We start from the raw sequence: 13,201 nt of genomic DNA, 5'->3' as shown, positions 1-13,201 counted from the left end.
GAATGGGCCACAATGGATGGCGTCGGCGCGCAAGCGCGACGTTCAAAAAATTGTCGACCTATCCGGCGTAACCGTTCCGGGGCCAGCGCCACGCATTCGAACCGGAATAATCTGCGCAGACACGCGTTCAATGATGCGTGGCGAAACCTTTGACACGCAACGGCGTTTGGCGCCAGCAGGGAGCATGAATTGACCGATGTAGAGCCCGACTGTTTCGATGCGCACATTCGTTGGTATCCCGTCGCCGCTTCGCGTGAAGTCGGCAGGGGGCGCATCGTGCAGTCGATTCTCAATGGTCAGGAACTCGCACTTTGGCGCTCCGCGGACGGTGAAGCGCGCGCATGGGAAAACCGTTGCCCGCACCGCGGCACGCGTCTTTCCTTAGGATATGTCGCCGGTGACACGCTCAGTTGCGCCTACCACGGCTGGCGCTTCGACAAAGACGGCACCTGCACTTACATTCCCGCAAAACCAGATATTTCGCCGCCGCAAAGCGCATGCGCGAAAAGCTATGCTGCGCGCGAGGACAGCGGATTGATCTGGGCGACGCTCGGCGATATGCCGTGGAATGGTATCGGCGATGTGTCGATGCCGAGTGCGTTCTGTCGCAGCTTTGTCGTCTATCGATCGCCTCACTACACGCGCAGGTTTCTGCAGAACCACTTCGCGGCGGTGGGCGTGGACGATGCGATGATGGAACGGCGCGACGGGTCCGGCGCGCGCCACGTGCTTTTCCTTCAACCGATGAGCGGCGAGCGAACCGTCGTTTATCTGTGGATCGACGCCTTGGACGAAACCGGTAGCGCTTTGCACATTGATGCAATGTCGCGTGCAGCGCGCGAGTTCAAAAAACTGCGCACGCAGATCGAAGCCGATATGCCACATGCGCGGGTATGGAGCGGACGATGAGCGATGCGCATCACCGAGCCGCACTCGATACCGCAGTCGTAGGCGAGTGGTTCGTCGTATCGACTACCGCTCGCATCGGCGTGACGCCGCTACGCACCCGTCTGTTGGGCCGGCCGTTAGCGGTGTGGCGCGACCCGTCAACTGGCGAACCTATCGCCGCGCCCGACATCGGCGCGCCACAGCGCTATCGCGCAATCGACCGTTACGGCTACACGTGGGTCTCGCTCGCCGCACCACGACGTGCGCTCTTCACGCTGCCGCAATATGCGCAGCCGGGCCGTCGCTTGATCGATTGCGGCGCCTTCGGCGTGCATACGTCGGCGCCTCGCGTGATCGAAAACTTTCTCGATATGGGGCATTTCCCTTATGTGCACGCAGGCATTCTCGGCGAGGAGCCGCACACTGAAGTAAAAGACTACGCGGTGCACGAGGACGAGAACGGCGAACTCTGGGCCACCGATTGCGCATTCTGGCAGCCCCGCGCGGCCGCGGCCGCAGACACGGGCATGGACGTCGACTACACGTATCGCGTGCCGCAGCCATTCTGTGCGCTGCTCTACAAGACAAGTCCTCGCATGCCTGCGGAGCGCGATGTGATCGCGCTCTTCGTGCAACCACTTAGCGAAGTGGAAAGCCGCGCACATCTTCTGATGCTGCTGTTTGACGACGAGCACGACAACACGGAACTCGTAAGCTTCCAGCACACCATCTTCGGGCAAGACAAACCGATTCTCGAAAACCAGTTGCCGAAGCGGTTGCCGCTCGATGTGCGCGCCGAAGTGTCGACTAGCGCGGATGCGATGTCGATGGCCTACCGGCGATGGCTGAAGACGAAGCGCCTTAGCTATGGCGTGGAAGTCACATCCTCGCGTTGAAGGAGATGGCCTTCATGATCAGGCTTTTTAACTACGAACTCTCGGAACAGTGCTACAAGCTGCGGCTTTTCATGCATTTTCTGCGCGTGGAGTATGAGACTGTAGCCGTCGATTTTTATCCGGGGCGAGAGCATGAAACGGCGCAGCTCGCACAGAACGATGTGTGGGCGCGGTTGCCGGTTCTCGAAGACGGCGTCTCGCGACTGCACGATAGCGAAGCGATCCTCGTATATCTCGCGGGTCGCTACGACGCGAGCGCAGCCTGGTTCCCGGCCCAACCTGCGGCACGCGCGCAAGTCGTCGCATGGTTCCCGATCGCGCGTGACCTCACTCGTACGGCATCGGGCGCGCGGCTACATGACGTGTTCGGGTGCGTGCTCGACGTTAAACGCGCGCGTCACGAAGCGCGTGCGATTTTCAGGCTTGTCGATGATCATCTCGCTGATAGAGAAATCGAAGGGCGGCACTGGCTGGCCGGCGAAGCGCCGACGCTTGCCGATATAGCCTGCTTTCCGTGCATTGCGCTTTCACATGAAGGCGGCATTGCTCGCGATGATTTTCCTGCGATTCGCCGCTGGATAGACCGAATGCGACACCTCGACGGCTTTGTCGCGATGCCCGGTATTCTGGGTCCGCCTCGTTGACGATCATCGTGACGACGGTGACAAAACGATAGAGTCATACGAACTCATTTAAGTGCCGCAGTGCAAAGTCGCGTTGCCGCTGAACGGCTCTGATCGATGGTGGTCAGGCGTGTGTCGATATCAGCCGTTGGTGGATATACGGCAGGGTTGCGCGAAGTACAGCGGATGAGTCACGAAACATCCTTGCACAGCACACAGTCTGAACTGGCATGCATCGCGCGAGGCGTTGCTTCGCTGCGGCAGTCCCGCCCGCCGACGTCGGGCTTATCGATGGACGTATCATATTAACGCCGTGGTTCGTGGTCGACCCGGGACACGAAGGAGTCGGAAATCTCAAATCCGAGGACATCCGCCGCGAGCTCAACCCAGGCCCTGCATTCATGGCTAACGTATTTCTCCTGCGGTCGCACGAGTGCAAGCTCGAAATGGATAGCGGGTTTCACGATGGGTACCGTGACGAAGTGCCCTGCACTGGTCCGCTCGATAACCGACCTGGGCAAGACGGTTATACCCATTCCGGAGGCCACCATTGCCAGCACGAAATCAAGGTGACTGCTCCGTCCAACGATCGAGGGGGCGAATCCTTGCGCCCGACACGCGTCCTCGATCAGCCGGCACAGCTTGAAGTCTTTGGTGAAGGTGACTAACGGCTGGTTTTTCAGCGCAAGTATTCTGACTGCTGAATGAGTGCTTATTTCGTGGCCCGGATTGACGACGAACATCAGTCGATCGGCGGCGAACTGCTGCAGGACAAAGCGTTCCGTGTCGACGGGCAGCATCGCCGCCGCAATATCGATCTCTCCGTCGTCGAGCGCCTGCTCGAGGTGGCTTGAGAAAAACTCCGCAATTTGAAGTTCGATGCCGGGATATTCTCTTCGAAACCGCGTGATTGTGTCGGAAAAGAACGTCGATCCAACCAGAGGCGGCAACCCGAGGCGCAACGCTCCCTTCAGCTCTGACTTCATATCTGTCAGTTCCGATGTTAGCCGACGAGCTTGACGCAGCATCTGGGTAGCGTGCCGATAGACTACGGCGCCTTCGCGAGTGAGTTTGACTGTCTTTGGCTCGCGGGTCAGTAGTCGAACCCCGCATTCCTCTTCGAGCAAGCGCACCGCGCGGCTGATTGCCGGTTGAGTGACGTGCAGAATCTCGGAAGCGCGACTAAAGCCGCCGCAATTGACTACCTCTGCAAAATAGCGCAACGCGCGAATGTCCAAGCGTTACTCCGATAACCATTCGTTATGCGGAAGCAATTGTAGGCGCTTTCTACACGCTAAGTATTAAATTCTTCCCGATCCGCGATCGCTGTCTCCTATAACGAATGCTTATGGCGACGATGACTATAAGTCACTTCATTTTCATGCAGGAGCCGTCGATACTGCCTCGAACCGGTCCAGATCGCATCACTACAGCAGCCACGCTAATCAAGGAGCGCTCAATGATCTTTGTGAGCATCGATTGCAGTAATAGCCTCGAGTTGTCCGGGCGCCGTCGTATGGTTGCATGTGCACGCCGTGCGATGTCGTTCGAGCAGTCCGCTAAACCTCCTCATTGGGCAACTCGCCTATCTGTACAACCCGATGTTGACTACGCTCGAAATCTTGACTCCCGTCTTCGCGTTGATCTTCGCGGGCGCCGTCTGCCGACGGCGCAATCTGCTTGGCGTGACCGCCGCCGCCGAACTAAACCGTTTCGTCGTGTGGCTTGCCATGCCCGCGCTGCTGTTCGACTCGATGGCGCATTCCACGTGGCAACAGCTAGATCAGCCGGGATTCGTGGCAACATTCTCGGTTGCATGCGCCTTGCTGTTTTTAGGCGTGCTGATCGTGCGGCTCGCGCAGGGACGGCATCTAGCCGACGCAAGCGTCGATGCGGTCGCGGCGTCCAATCCGAATACCGGCTATATCGGCTTTCCGCTTGCGTTGATCGTGTTCGGCAATGCGGGACTCACGCCGACGACGATCGCGACGATCATCGTGTCGTGCGTGCTTTTCGCGCTCGCGATCGTGCTGATCGAGATCGGATTGCAGACCGAACGTTCGCCGCACAAGATCGGTTTGAAGGTGCTGCGCTCGCTGGCAAAAAATCCGCTGATTGTTTCGCCGGTCGCTGGCGTACTCGTTTCGAGCGCGCAATGGGCGATGCCGCACAGTATCGAGACATTTCTCAAGCTCCTCGGCGGCGCGGCGAGCCCCTGCGCGCTCATAAGCCTCGGGCTTTTTCTGGCGGAGAAACGGCCAGCGGTCAACGGACGCGGCACCCCGTTCGCATTTACCGCGATCAAGCTGATCGTGCAGCCGGCATGCGCGTGGTGGATGGCGTCACGTGCGTTCGCATTACCGACCGATACGGTAGGCGTCGCCGTGTTGCTTGCGGCCCTGCCTACGGGCACCGGGCCGTACATGCTCGCGGAATTCTATCGGCGTGAAGCGCAAGTGACGTCGCAGACCATTCTCTATTCCACGGTTGCTTCGCTTGTGACGCTTTCACTGCTATTGATGATCATGCAGCGGCACGGGTTCTGATTTCTTTGAGCCATAGTCGGCAACCCGATTGGCAACTGAGCTGGCGAACGAGCCGGCAACATGGATGGCCGGGGCACACGGCCAACCCGCTGGGGCTTAGCGGTAACGTTCCGCTCGATGCGATCGGACCGCAGAAGGCGTGGCGCAGGCGATCCCGTCAGCGTTATGTGATTTAAACATTTGCATTTTTCGAGGAATGGTATGCGAGTTTTCTATGATAAAGACGCGAGCCTCTCGTTGATCAAAGGCAAGCAGGTCACGATCATCGGTTACGGCTCGCAGGGCCATGCGCACGCGCTGAACCTGAAAGAAAGCGGCGTGAAGGTGACCGTCGGTCTTCGCAAGGGCGGCGCTTCGTGGAGCAAGGCTGAGAACGCGGGCCTCGCCGTGAAGGAAGTGGCCGAGGCGGTAAAGGGCGCCGACGTCGTCATGATGCTGCTGCCCGACGAGCAGATCGCCGAGGTGTACAGGAACGAAGTGCACGCCAATGCGAAGCAGGGCGCCGCGCTCGCGTTCGCACACGGCTTCAACGTGCACTACGGCCAGGTGATTCCGCGTGCGGACCTCGACGTGATCATGATCGCGCCGAAGGCGCCGGGTCACACGGTGCGTAGCACGTACACGCAAGGCGGCGGCGTGCCGCACCTCGTCGCGGTTGCGCAGGACAAATCGGGCGCGGCGCGCGATATCGCGCTGTCGTATGCGGCGGCGAACGGCGGCGGCCGTGCCGGCATCATCGAGACGAACTTCCGCGAAGAAACCGAAACCGACCTGTTCGGCGAACAGGCCGTGCTGTGCGGCGGCACGGTCGATCTGATCAAGGCCGGCTTCGAGACGCTGGTCGAGGCCGGTTACGCGCCGGAAATGGCGTACTTCGAGTGCCTGCATGAACTGAAGCTGATCGTCGACCTGATCTACGAAGGCGGCATCGCGAACATGAACTACTCGATCTCGAACAACGCCGAGTACGGCGAGTACGTGACGGGCCCGCGCATCATCACCGACGAAACGAAGAAGGTGATGAAGGACGTGCTGAAAGACATCCAGACGGGCGAATACGCGAAGAGCTTCATCATCGAAAACCGCGCCGGTGCGCCGACGCTGCAATCGCGCCGCCGTCTGACGGCCGAGCACCAGATCGAGCAGGTCGGTGCGAAGCTGCGCGCGATGATGCCGTGGATCGCGAAGAACAAGCTCGTCGATAAAAGCGTGAACTGACGGCGTGCGACTTCTGGAAGTACGCCATCGCCCAACTTCGACTTTGCCGGCTTGGTCGACGGCTTCGGTGGCCGCCAGCGCGGCCGGTTGCAGCACCGTCGCGCAAATATCGTCGTGCATGATCGCATCGCGCACATCGTTGCTGCCGTCGATGCCGACGACGATCACGCCGCTGCGTTTCGCCGCTTTCAGCGCGGCCGACGCGCCCATCGCCATCGTCTCGTTGCCCGCAACTGCGCTTTGTTTGCTATCGCGCTGGCTTGGCAAGATCGTTTATCACCTTGAAGCGCCTCAGCCTTGCTCCAGTTCGCCGATTGCCGCCTGACCATCTCCAGTTCGGGAACTGGTCGATCACGTCGTGATAGCCGTTCGAACGAATCCAGCGCTGATGTCCGCTTCGCGTTCAACGAGTTCGACGAGTTCGACGTAATTGCCCTTCTCACCCAATGCCTTGACGAATGCGACGCCGCTAGGCTGCGCCCCCTTGGGAGTTATTCGACACGATCTGCGAGGAATCGCAGGCGGCCTTTTGGCGGGCTCCCACTAACTGCGAAGCAAATGCCTCGCAGTTATTCGATTCAATACCCCCGCGCGCGGCTGACGATATTGGCAAGCGGTTCGCCGTGCAGCCATCTTGCGAAATTGCCGAACCACAAATCGAGCACACGCTGGTTGTAATCCGGCGCGTCGCATGAGATGTGAGGCGTGACGATCAAACCCGGCACGTCCCATACCTGGCTGTCGTGCGCAAGCGGCTCGGGCTCGAATACGTCGAGCACCGCGCCGCCGCAAGCGCCCGCACGCAGCCGCTCGAACAATGCCGGATAGTCCACGAGTGCCGCGCGCGACAGATTCACGACACACGCGCCCTGTCGCATCGCCGCAAGACGTGTGGCGGAAAGAAGGCCGCGCGTTGCCGGCGTCAACGGCGCGGTGACGACAACGAAGTCCGCTTCGGGAAGCCACCTATCGAGCTCCGACACAGACGCCAGCACATCGGGCATAGCGGTTTCCGACGCCGCCGGCTCCGGTGCGCGACCGCTGCGATTGAGCGCGAGCACGCGCAAACCAAGCGCTCTCGCCGCGCGGCTCGCCGAAAGTCCGAGATCTCCAAGGCCGATCAGAAGCACGGTCTTGCCGCGAATCGGCGCGGTCAGTCGCGCATCCCAGCGATGTTCATGCTGCGCACGCAATACCGCCGGCAGTTGCGCATTCAGCATCAGCAGCGCCATTTGCACGAACTCGCCAACCTTGTCGACATGAATGCCGCTGCTGTTCGTCAATATCAGGTCGTCGCGCAGACCGTCGAGCGGCAACAACTGGTCGACGCCGGCGCCGGTCGTATGAATCCATCGCAAGCGCTGCGCATCGTTGACCGCCGCATGCGGAAAACGCGAGGCGAGCAGAAAATCGACGTCGTCGAGCGGCGTGGCGAACCGCTCGCCGTCCCAGCCGAACGATACGTCGATGTGCCGTGCCAGCTCCGCATGGCGCAGCGACGCCTGCTGCCAGGCCGCGGGGTCCAGATGGAACGCCGACGCCTGCCGGCTCTGGCTTTCGAGGTGCAACCGGAAACGCTTTGTTGCTTCGCGCATCGACATGGCCAGTTATAAAGGCAACGCGACGAGCGTGTCGTAGCGGCACGAATCGGTGACGACCGTGCGTTCCCGCAGCAGCGCGGCCTCGCCTTCCATGCGCACCGCGTCGACATACCGGCCTGCACTGAACACCACCATCGTCCCCTCATAGCCCGTGCGCACGACCATATAGCTGGTCTCGCAACGAATCGTGCCGTCCGCGTCGACGCCGACGATTTCCGTCGGGCCGATCACATGGCGATACACATGCGGCTCGAACACGTTGACCGACTGTATCGAGCTGACGCGATCGAGCAGCATGCCGCGCGTGTTGCAGAACCAGATGCCGAAATCGCGGCCCGCGTCGAAATCGGCGCGGGTCAGAATGCGATACGTGCAATCGTCGGCGAAGAATGTGGGCCAGCGTTCGAGATCGCCATTGTCGATCGCGCTGCAATAGTGCGCATTCAGGCGGCTGATACGCGCCATCGTCTGCGAGCCGACTTCGATGTCGGGAAACCGCGTGGTCGTGCTAGACATGCATCAATTCCCGATAAAATTTCCAGAAGCCGCGCACGGATGTCTCCGTTGCTCGGGTCGCCATCGGCCCGGTGCCCTTGCCGCCCATCTCGATCACTGCGGCATCGTCGAGGTCGCCGCGAATCCCCTTCTCGACGAACGCGCCGATCGTGCCGTCCTCCATCGATACGAACCCGGCCGGACCGACGAGGTTGCTCTGCTTGCGGCGGATCAGCGTCTGCTCCGGCGTGTCTTCCTCGAAACCGAGCACGGTCCAGATCAATTCGCAACGGTCGACCCCGAGCGGCACCACCTGGCGCACGCCGATCGAGTTCATGATCTGATGCAGCACGAAGCCCGGAAAGATGCTCTGGATCGCGTTGGTGATCTGATCCGGGTACTCCATCCACTGGTCGATCAACGACGGGTCTTTCAACCCGAAGTCGTCGCGCATCGCACGGATGATGCCGGAGTCGTATGCCGCGTCGCCGGCGTCGGTAAAGCGTTTGGTAAACGTGATGTGATGACGGCTGTCCTCGTCTTGCAGCGTGCCGCCTTCCGCCGACAGCCGGTTGATCTTGAACGTCGAAAAGAATGCGTGCAGCAGGCTCGGGTGATAGTTGTCGCGGCTATTCTCGACGTACAGCTTCCAGTTGTTGTGCATGACCTGGCTGTAGCGGCCGAGAATCTTCGGTTTGCCGTATAGCGTGCGCTCGATATGCGCGACCATCGTCGGACCGAGATAGTCTTCGAGCGGCGGCGCTTCAACCGAAAACGAACCGAATACGAGTCCGCGGATGCTCGCCACGCGCAACGTGGTCAAGCGGAACTGCGTCTTGTCGAAATCGTCGGGCATGCCGCCCTTGCCTTGCACGCCCTTTTCGAAGGCGACGCTCGTCAGTTCGCCTTCGAAGTTATAGACCCAGTTGTGGTACGGGCAGACGAAATTCGGGCGCTTGCGGTTGCCCTGCGCTTCGTAACACAGCACCGAGCCCTTATGCACGCATTTGTTCACGAGCGCGCGGATGCCGCCGTCCTGATGCCGCACGACGATCACCGACGTATGCCCGACTTTCGTCGTCACGTAATCGCCAGGGTTCGGTATCTCGATGTCGAGGCACAGAAAGCTCCATGTCGGACCGCGAAATACCGCGTCCTGCTCGCGTTCATAGGTGGCCGTATCGGAAAACACACGCAGCGGCACGCGCGTGATGCCTTCCGCAGGCCATACGATCCTGCTCGCCGGCATAGCGACGGTGCTCGTCGTCATTTCATCTTCTCCGCGTCAAGATAGGGTTTCGGGTCGAACAGGTCCGCAGGCAACTCGCCCTTCAAGGTACCCGACGCCTTGAACACGTCGAACGTTCGCTTGAGCGTGGCGATGTCGACGGGCTCAAGCGAGACCGTGTTCATCGTGCTCCAGTGGTCGCCGTAAAAGCGCGCGCCGCTGTCGTTCAGGTTGGCCGCCTTCTTCAGGATCGATACGACCGCATCGGGATTCGCGGCGCCGAACTGCACCGCTTCGCGCATGGCGGCGAGCACCTTCGGCGCGTCGGCCGGATTGCTCTTCAGCCACTCGTCGCGCATCACGGCTACGCCGATGTATGGCGGCGACGAAGACCGGGTCATCTGCTTCCACTGATCGGACAACGTGCCGAGCACGCGAATCCGGGTCGCGCTGTCGGACACCTGAGCGACCGTCGTCGGGCGTATCACCGCGGCGTCGACGTTCTTTTGCAGCAGAAACTGCGCAAGACGAGGCTCGTCGCCGGCTATCAGCCGGTAATCGGCAAGCTTCAGACCGTAGTTACCGTCGAGCACCGCGGTGCCGACACCGGTCGTCCCGCTGCCGAGCGGCGACATGCCGATCTTCTTGCCGCGCAGCTCGCTAAAGTTGCGTATCGGCGAATCGGCAAGCACCACGACTTGCGCGTCGACCAGCTGCGTGGCCGCGACGATGCGCACCGGCACGCCTTGCTGGGCGAGGCTGAATGCACCGGCAAGACTCGCGCCGAACGCGAGATCGATCGCATTGGAGGCTAGCGCCGTCGTGGGCCCGTTCACATCGGGAAAATGCACGAACTTCACCTGCAAGCCCTGCTTCTCGAAGAACTTCTGTGCTTCGAGCACCGCGCCGAAACCAACGCTGATGCCGCTCGTCCAGTAGCCGACGCGCAATTCGGCCGCAACGGCACCGCGCATGGCGCCGAACGCGAAAATGCAGATCATCAGAAGCTGCGAAATAACACGAGATATCTTCATTGTGTCGAACGCGGATGCGGCCGTGCGGCCTATGTGAAACGACCTCGAATCGAGGACCCGAATCGGGCTGCGAGACATTGCGCCCCGCTCGCCTACCTCCCTGTTGCCATCAGCGGCGCGTGCTCGAAATCCTCCTTCATGCTGCGCAATACGCGCTCCATCGTCATGTCGCGAAACCGCTCGACATGCCGCCGTGCGATGCGCGACGCGGTCTTGCCGTCGCCGGCGCCGAGCGCTTCGGCCAGCAGCCGGTGATCGCCGGAAATTTCCGGGCTGTCGTCCTCGTCGCTAAAGCCCAGTGCGACGAGACGCGCCATTTCGTCGAACAGCACGGAGATACTGCGTACCAGACGCTCGTTCCCGGACGCCGATGCGATCTGCAAATGAAATGCGCGATTGCCGTCGAGAAAGAAGCCGATCTGGTTACCGTGATTCTTCGACGCGGTATTGCCGCGCGCCGCCTTGTCGATACGCATCAACGCTTTCGCATCGACGTGCCCGGCCGCAAGCCGCGCGGCTTCCGGTTCGAGGATCAGGCGCAGTGCAAACACTTCCTCGACGTCCTTCAACGTGATCGGCACGACCACATAGCCATGGCGCGGCACCGAACGCACGAGGCCCTCGTGCGTAAGGCGCGCAAGCGCAAGGCGGCAGGTGGACTTGCCGACACCGTATCGATCCATCAACTCCGCTTCGGTCAACATGCTGCCCGGCTGCAACGTGCAGGACAGAATGGCCTGCCTGATGGCGATATACGTGGATTCGCCCAGCAGCATGCTCTCGCCGGCCGCCTTACCCGCTGATACGATCTTTGCTCGCATAGAACCTCGCTTCACTCACCCGTTATGTTTCGCTTGTTAGGCTTACGTGCTTTTGTGAGCACCTCACAGCCTTTCTGAAACCCATTCTAGGAGAGGCAAATTTCGGAGTAAATAGCGGTCAAAATATCTTTAATTCAACCGACGGCGCCCTGCCACCGGCGCACTGTCCGCGCATCGATGCCGAATAGATCGAGTACCCGGCCAAGCGTGTGGTCGATCATCTCTTCGATCGACGCCGGCCGCGCATAAAACGCGGGCACCGGCGGATAAACGATCGCCCCCGCCTCCGTCACTGCCGCAAGACTGCGGATATGTCCGGCATGTAACGGCGTTTCACGCACCATCAGCACAAGCCGTCTGCGCTCCTTCAACATCACGTCGGCCGCGCGCGAGAGCAGCGAGCTCGTGCAGCCGGTCGCGATCTCCGACAGCGTTTTGATCGAGCAGGGTGCAACGATCATCCCGTCGACGCGAAACGAACCGCTCGAAATCGCCGCGCCAATATCGGCGTTCGGGTAATGGACGTCGGCGAGCGCTTTCACGTCCGCGAGCTGGATGTCCATCTCCTGCGCCATCGTCACCTGCGCCGAACGGCTGACGACGAGGTGCGTCTCGACGTCGAGCTCGCGCAACAGTTGCAGCAGCCTCACGCCATAGACCGCACCAGACGCGCCGCTGATGCCGACGACGATGCGCCGGCGGGTACCTAACGGTAGTGAGTTCATATCCATGACGGGTCTCGCGTCTTCGATCGATACGGGGCGCTCACGGCTTTTGCGCGGCGATGATCTTCTTCGCCATCTGATACGGCTCGGTCACGAACACGTCCGCCGGCAGCGTTCCCTTGATCGTGCCGCTTGCCGCGAAGATCTCGTGTTCGCGCTTGAGCGTTTCGATATCGGTCGGCTCGAACGAAATCGTGTTGAGTTCGGCCCAATGTGCGGCATAGATGCGTGCATCGTCGGCCGGCAGATTCGCCACCTTCTGCAGAATCGCGGCGACCTGATCGGGGTGCGCATTGCCCCACGCGATCGCGTTATGAACCGCGACGATGAATTTCGCCACCGTTTGCGGATCGCGTTGAATCAGTTCGCTGCGCGCGGCGCCGACGCCGAGGTACGGCATCGCGTCCGAATGCGTGAGCTTGCGCCACTCGTCGGCAAGCGTGCCGAGCCGTTTCGTTTTGACTTCGGTGAGCTGAGCAACGGTGACCGAACGCAGCGCAGCCGCATCCACTTGCTGCTGCATCAGAAATTGTGCCAGCCGTGCTTCGTTGCCGGGCACGAGGGCGTAATCCGCCGGCGTGAAGCCGTAGTTCGCGCGGAGCACCGCCGCGGTCATCAGCGCGACCGAACTGCCCGCCGGAGACATGCCGACCTTCTTGCCGCGCAAACCGGCCAGCGACGTAACGGAAGACGTTGCGGGCGCAACGAAAGTCACGTCCGCCGGCGCCGTCGCGCCGAAGATTTTGACCGGCACGCCCGTCGCCGCGATACTGAATGCGCTCGTGGCCGGCACGCTGAAACTGATGTCGATCACGTTCGCCGCGAGCCCGCTTGCCGGCGCGTTGATTTCGGCGAAGTGCACGAAGCGCGCGTCGTCGATGCCGGCTTTCTTCAGGAAATCGCCGGTTTCGAGCACCGCGCCGAGGCCGAGGCTCACGCCGCTCGTCCAGTAGCCGATCCGCAACGGTGCGGCGTGTGCGGCCTGGGTTGCAATTGAAGCGAGGCAGAACGCGGCGGCAAATAGCAGTCGCGTCGCGCGCTGGAGAAATTGCGTCATGTCAGCTCTTCCTGGAAGGGCTGCGCCGCCGCCTCGTCGCGGCGACGCAGCCCAGGTTGAAGGTGGAGG

14 protein-coding genes are annotated in these 13,201 nt (G+C 61.1%); 6 read left to right on the top strand and 8 right to left on the bottom strand.

What is annotated here, in order from left to right; genetic code table 11:
• The first annotated feature begins 189 nt into the window (after window positions 1-189).
• Genes BTO02_RS23450 through BTO02_RS23440 form a run of 3 tightly spaced genes read left to right on the top strand, consistent with a single transcriptional unit; the run spans window position 190 to window position 2,428 of the window.
• Entirely contained in the window at window positions 190-909 is a 720-nt protein-coding gene (locus BTO02_RS23450; protein ID WP_075159614.1) for a Rieske (2Fe-2S) protein, read from the top strand.
• Window positions 906-1,784 (top strand): aromatic ring-hydroxylating oxygenase subunit alpha, encoded by an 879-nt coding sequence (locus tag BTO02_RS23445; RefSeq protein WP_075161301.1) that lies wholly within the window; start codon window positions 906-908, stop codon window positions 1,782-1,784. Before BTO02_RS23450 ends, BTO02_RS23445 begins: the two co-directional genes overlap by 4 nt.
• A gap of 14 nt (window positions 1,785-1,798) precedes the next feature.
• Window positions 1,799-2,428: a glutathione S-transferase family protein gene (locus BTO02_RS23440; RefSeq protein ID WP_083615511.1), complete on the top strand. Its 630-nt coding sequence runs from the start codon at window positions 1,799-1,801 to the stop codon at window positions 2,426-2,428.
• 284 nt (window positions 2,429-2,712) lie between these two features.
• On the opposite strand, the gene BTO02_RS23435 is transcribed toward BTO02_RS23440, so the two are convergent.
• Window positions 2,713-3,645 (bottom strand): LysR family transcriptional regulator, encoded by a 933-nt coding sequence (locus BTO02_RS23435; protein WP_075159612.1) that lies wholly within the window; start codon window positions 3,643-3,645, stop codon window positions 2,713-2,715.
• Window positions 3,646-4,008: 363 nt separating this feature from the next.
• Between BTO02_RS23435 and BTO02_RS23430 the strand changes: the two genes are divergently transcribed.
• The 3 genes from BTO02_RS23430 (at window position 4,009) to BTO02_RS34440 (ending at window position 6,456) form a co-directional block, all read left to right on the top strand.
• A complete protein-coding gene (locus BTO02_RS23430) occupies window positions 4,009-4,953 on the top strand; it encodes an AEC family transporter (RefSeq protein WP_075159611.1) in 945 nt (314 codons plus the stop codon).
• A 201-nt stretch (window positions 4,954-5,154) separates the two neighbouring features.
• Window positions 5,155-6,171 carry a ketol-acid reductoisomerase gene (gene ilvC / locus BTO02_RS23425; protein ID WP_075159610.1) on the top strand — a complete coding sequence of 339 codons (1,017 nt, stop codon included), beginning with the start codon at window positions 5,155-5,157 and terminating at the stop codon, window positions 6,169-6,171.
• Between the two features lie 51 nt (window positions 6,172-6,222).
• Window positions 6,223-6,456, top strand: a complete 234-nt coding sequence (locus BTO02_RS34440) for a hypothetical protein (RefSeq protein ID WP_156883957.1) — start codon at window positions 6,223-6,225, stop codon at window positions 6,454-6,456.
• A 293-nt stretch (window positions 6,457-6,749) separates the two neighbouring features.
• On the opposite strand, the gene BTO02_RS23415 is transcribed toward BTO02_RS34440, so the two are convergent.
• The 7 genes from BTO02_RS23415 to BTO02_RS23385 form a co-directional block, all read right to left on the bottom strand.
• The gene (locus BTO02_RS23415; protein WP_075161300.1) at window positions 6,750-7,766 is read right to left on the bottom strand and encodes a D-2-hydroxyacid dehydrogenase; all 1,017 of its coding nucleotides are present in this window, start codon (window positions 7,764-7,766) and stop codon (window positions 6,750-6,752) included.
• Between the two features lie 12 nt (window positions 7,767-7,778).
• Window positions 7,779-8,288 carry an aromatic-ring-hydroxylating dioxygenase subunit beta gene (locus BTO02_RS23410; RefSeq protein ID WP_083615332.1) on the bottom strand — a complete coding sequence of 170 codons (510 nt, stop codon included), beginning with the start codon at window positions 8,286-8,288 and terminating at the stop codon, window positions 7,779-7,781.
• Window positions 8,281-9,537 carry an aromatic ring-hydroxylating dioxygenase subunit alpha gene (locus BTO02_RS23405; protein ID WP_232243644.1) on the bottom strand — a complete coding sequence of 419 codons (1,257 nt, stop codon included), beginning with the start codon at window positions 9,535-9,537 and terminating at the stop codon, window positions 8,281-8,283. The genes BTO02_RS23410 and BTO02_RS23405 overlap by 8 nt, the downstream gene beginning before the upstream one ends.
• A complete protein-coding gene (locus BTO02_RS23400; protein WP_232243643.1) occupies window positions 9,534-10,496 on the bottom strand; it encodes an ABC transporter substrate-binding protein in 963 nt (320 codons plus the stop codon). The genes BTO02_RS23405 and BTO02_RS23400 overlap by 4 nt, the downstream gene beginning before the upstream one ends.
• A gap of 125 nt (window positions 10,497-10,621) precedes the next feature.
• Window positions 10,622-11,350, bottom strand: coding sequence for a GntR family transcriptional regulator (locus BTO02_RS23395; protein ID WP_075159608.1), 729 nt, complete (start codon window positions 11,348-11,350; stop codon window positions 10,622-10,624).
• Between the two features lie 134 nt (window positions 11,351-11,484).
• A complete protein-coding gene (locus BTO02_RS23390) occupies window positions 11,485-12,081 on the bottom strand; it encodes a UbiX family flavin prenyltransferase (RefSeq protein ID WP_075159607.1) in 597 nt (198 codons plus the stop codon).
• Between the two features lie 34 nt (window positions 12,082-12,115).
• Window positions 12,116-13,132 carry an ABC transporter substrate-binding protein gene (locus BTO02_RS23385; protein WP_075159606.1) on the bottom strand — a complete coding sequence of 339 codons (1,017 nt, stop codon included), beginning with the start codon at window positions 13,130-13,132 and terminating at the stop codon, window positions 12,116-12,118.
• Between the last annotated feature and the right edge of the window lie 69 nt (window positions 13,133-13,201).

This window comes from Paraburkholderia sp. SOS3 (assembly GCF_001922345.1).
Taxonomy (GTDB): domain Bacteria; phylum Pseudomonadota; class Gammaproteobacteria; order Burkholderiales; family Burkholderiaceae; genus Paraburkholderia.
This window is presented reverse-complemented; position numbering and strand designations above follow the sequence as displayed.

Bases quoted from the DNA above. Each gene is read 5' to 3' on its own strand.
- BTO02_RS23445 (WP_075161301.1), top strand. From the start codon at position 906: ATGAGCGATGCGCATCACCGAGCCGCACTCGATACCGCAGTCGTAGGC.
- BTO02_RS23440 (WP_083615511.1), top strand. From the start codon at position 1,799: ATGATCAGGCTTTTTAACTACGAACTCTCGGAACAGTGCTACAAGCTG.
- BTO02_RS23430 (WP_075159611.1), top strand. From the start codon at position 4,009: ATGTTGACTACGCTCGAAATCTTGACTCCCGTCTTCGCGTTGATCTTC.
- ilvC (WP_075159610.1), top strand. From the start codon at position 5,155: ATGCGAGTTTTCTATGATAAAGACGCGAGCCTCTCGTTGATCAAAGGC.
- BTO02_RS23415 (WP_075161300.1), bottom strand. From the start codon at position 7,766: ATGCGCGAAGCAACAAAGCGTTTCCGGTTGCACCTCGAAAGCCAGAGC.
- BTO02_RS23410 (WP_083615332.1), bottom strand. From the start codon at position 8,288: ATGTCTAGCACGACCACGCGGTTTCCCGACATCGAAGTCGGCTCGCAG.
- BTO02_RS23405 (WP_232243644.1), bottom strand. From the start codon at position 9,537: ATGACGACGAGCACCGTCGCTATGCCGGCGAGCAGGATCGTATGGCCT.
- BTO02_RS23400 (WP_232243643.1), bottom strand. From the start codon at position 10,496: ATGATCTGCATTTTCGCGTTCGGCGCCATGCGCGGTGCCGTTGCGGCC.
- BTO02_RS23395 (WP_075159608.1), bottom strand. From the start codon at position 11,350: ATGCGAGCAAAGATCGTATCAGCGGGTAAGGCGGCCGGCGAGAGCATG.
- BTO02_RS23390 (WP_075159607.1), bottom strand. From the start codon at position 12,081: ATGGATATGAACTCACTACCGTTAGGTACCCGCCGGCGCATCGTCGTC.
- BTO02_RS23385 (WP_075159606.1), bottom strand. From the start codon at position 13,132: ATGACGCAATTTCTCCAGCGCGCGACGCGACTGCTATTTGCCGCCGCG.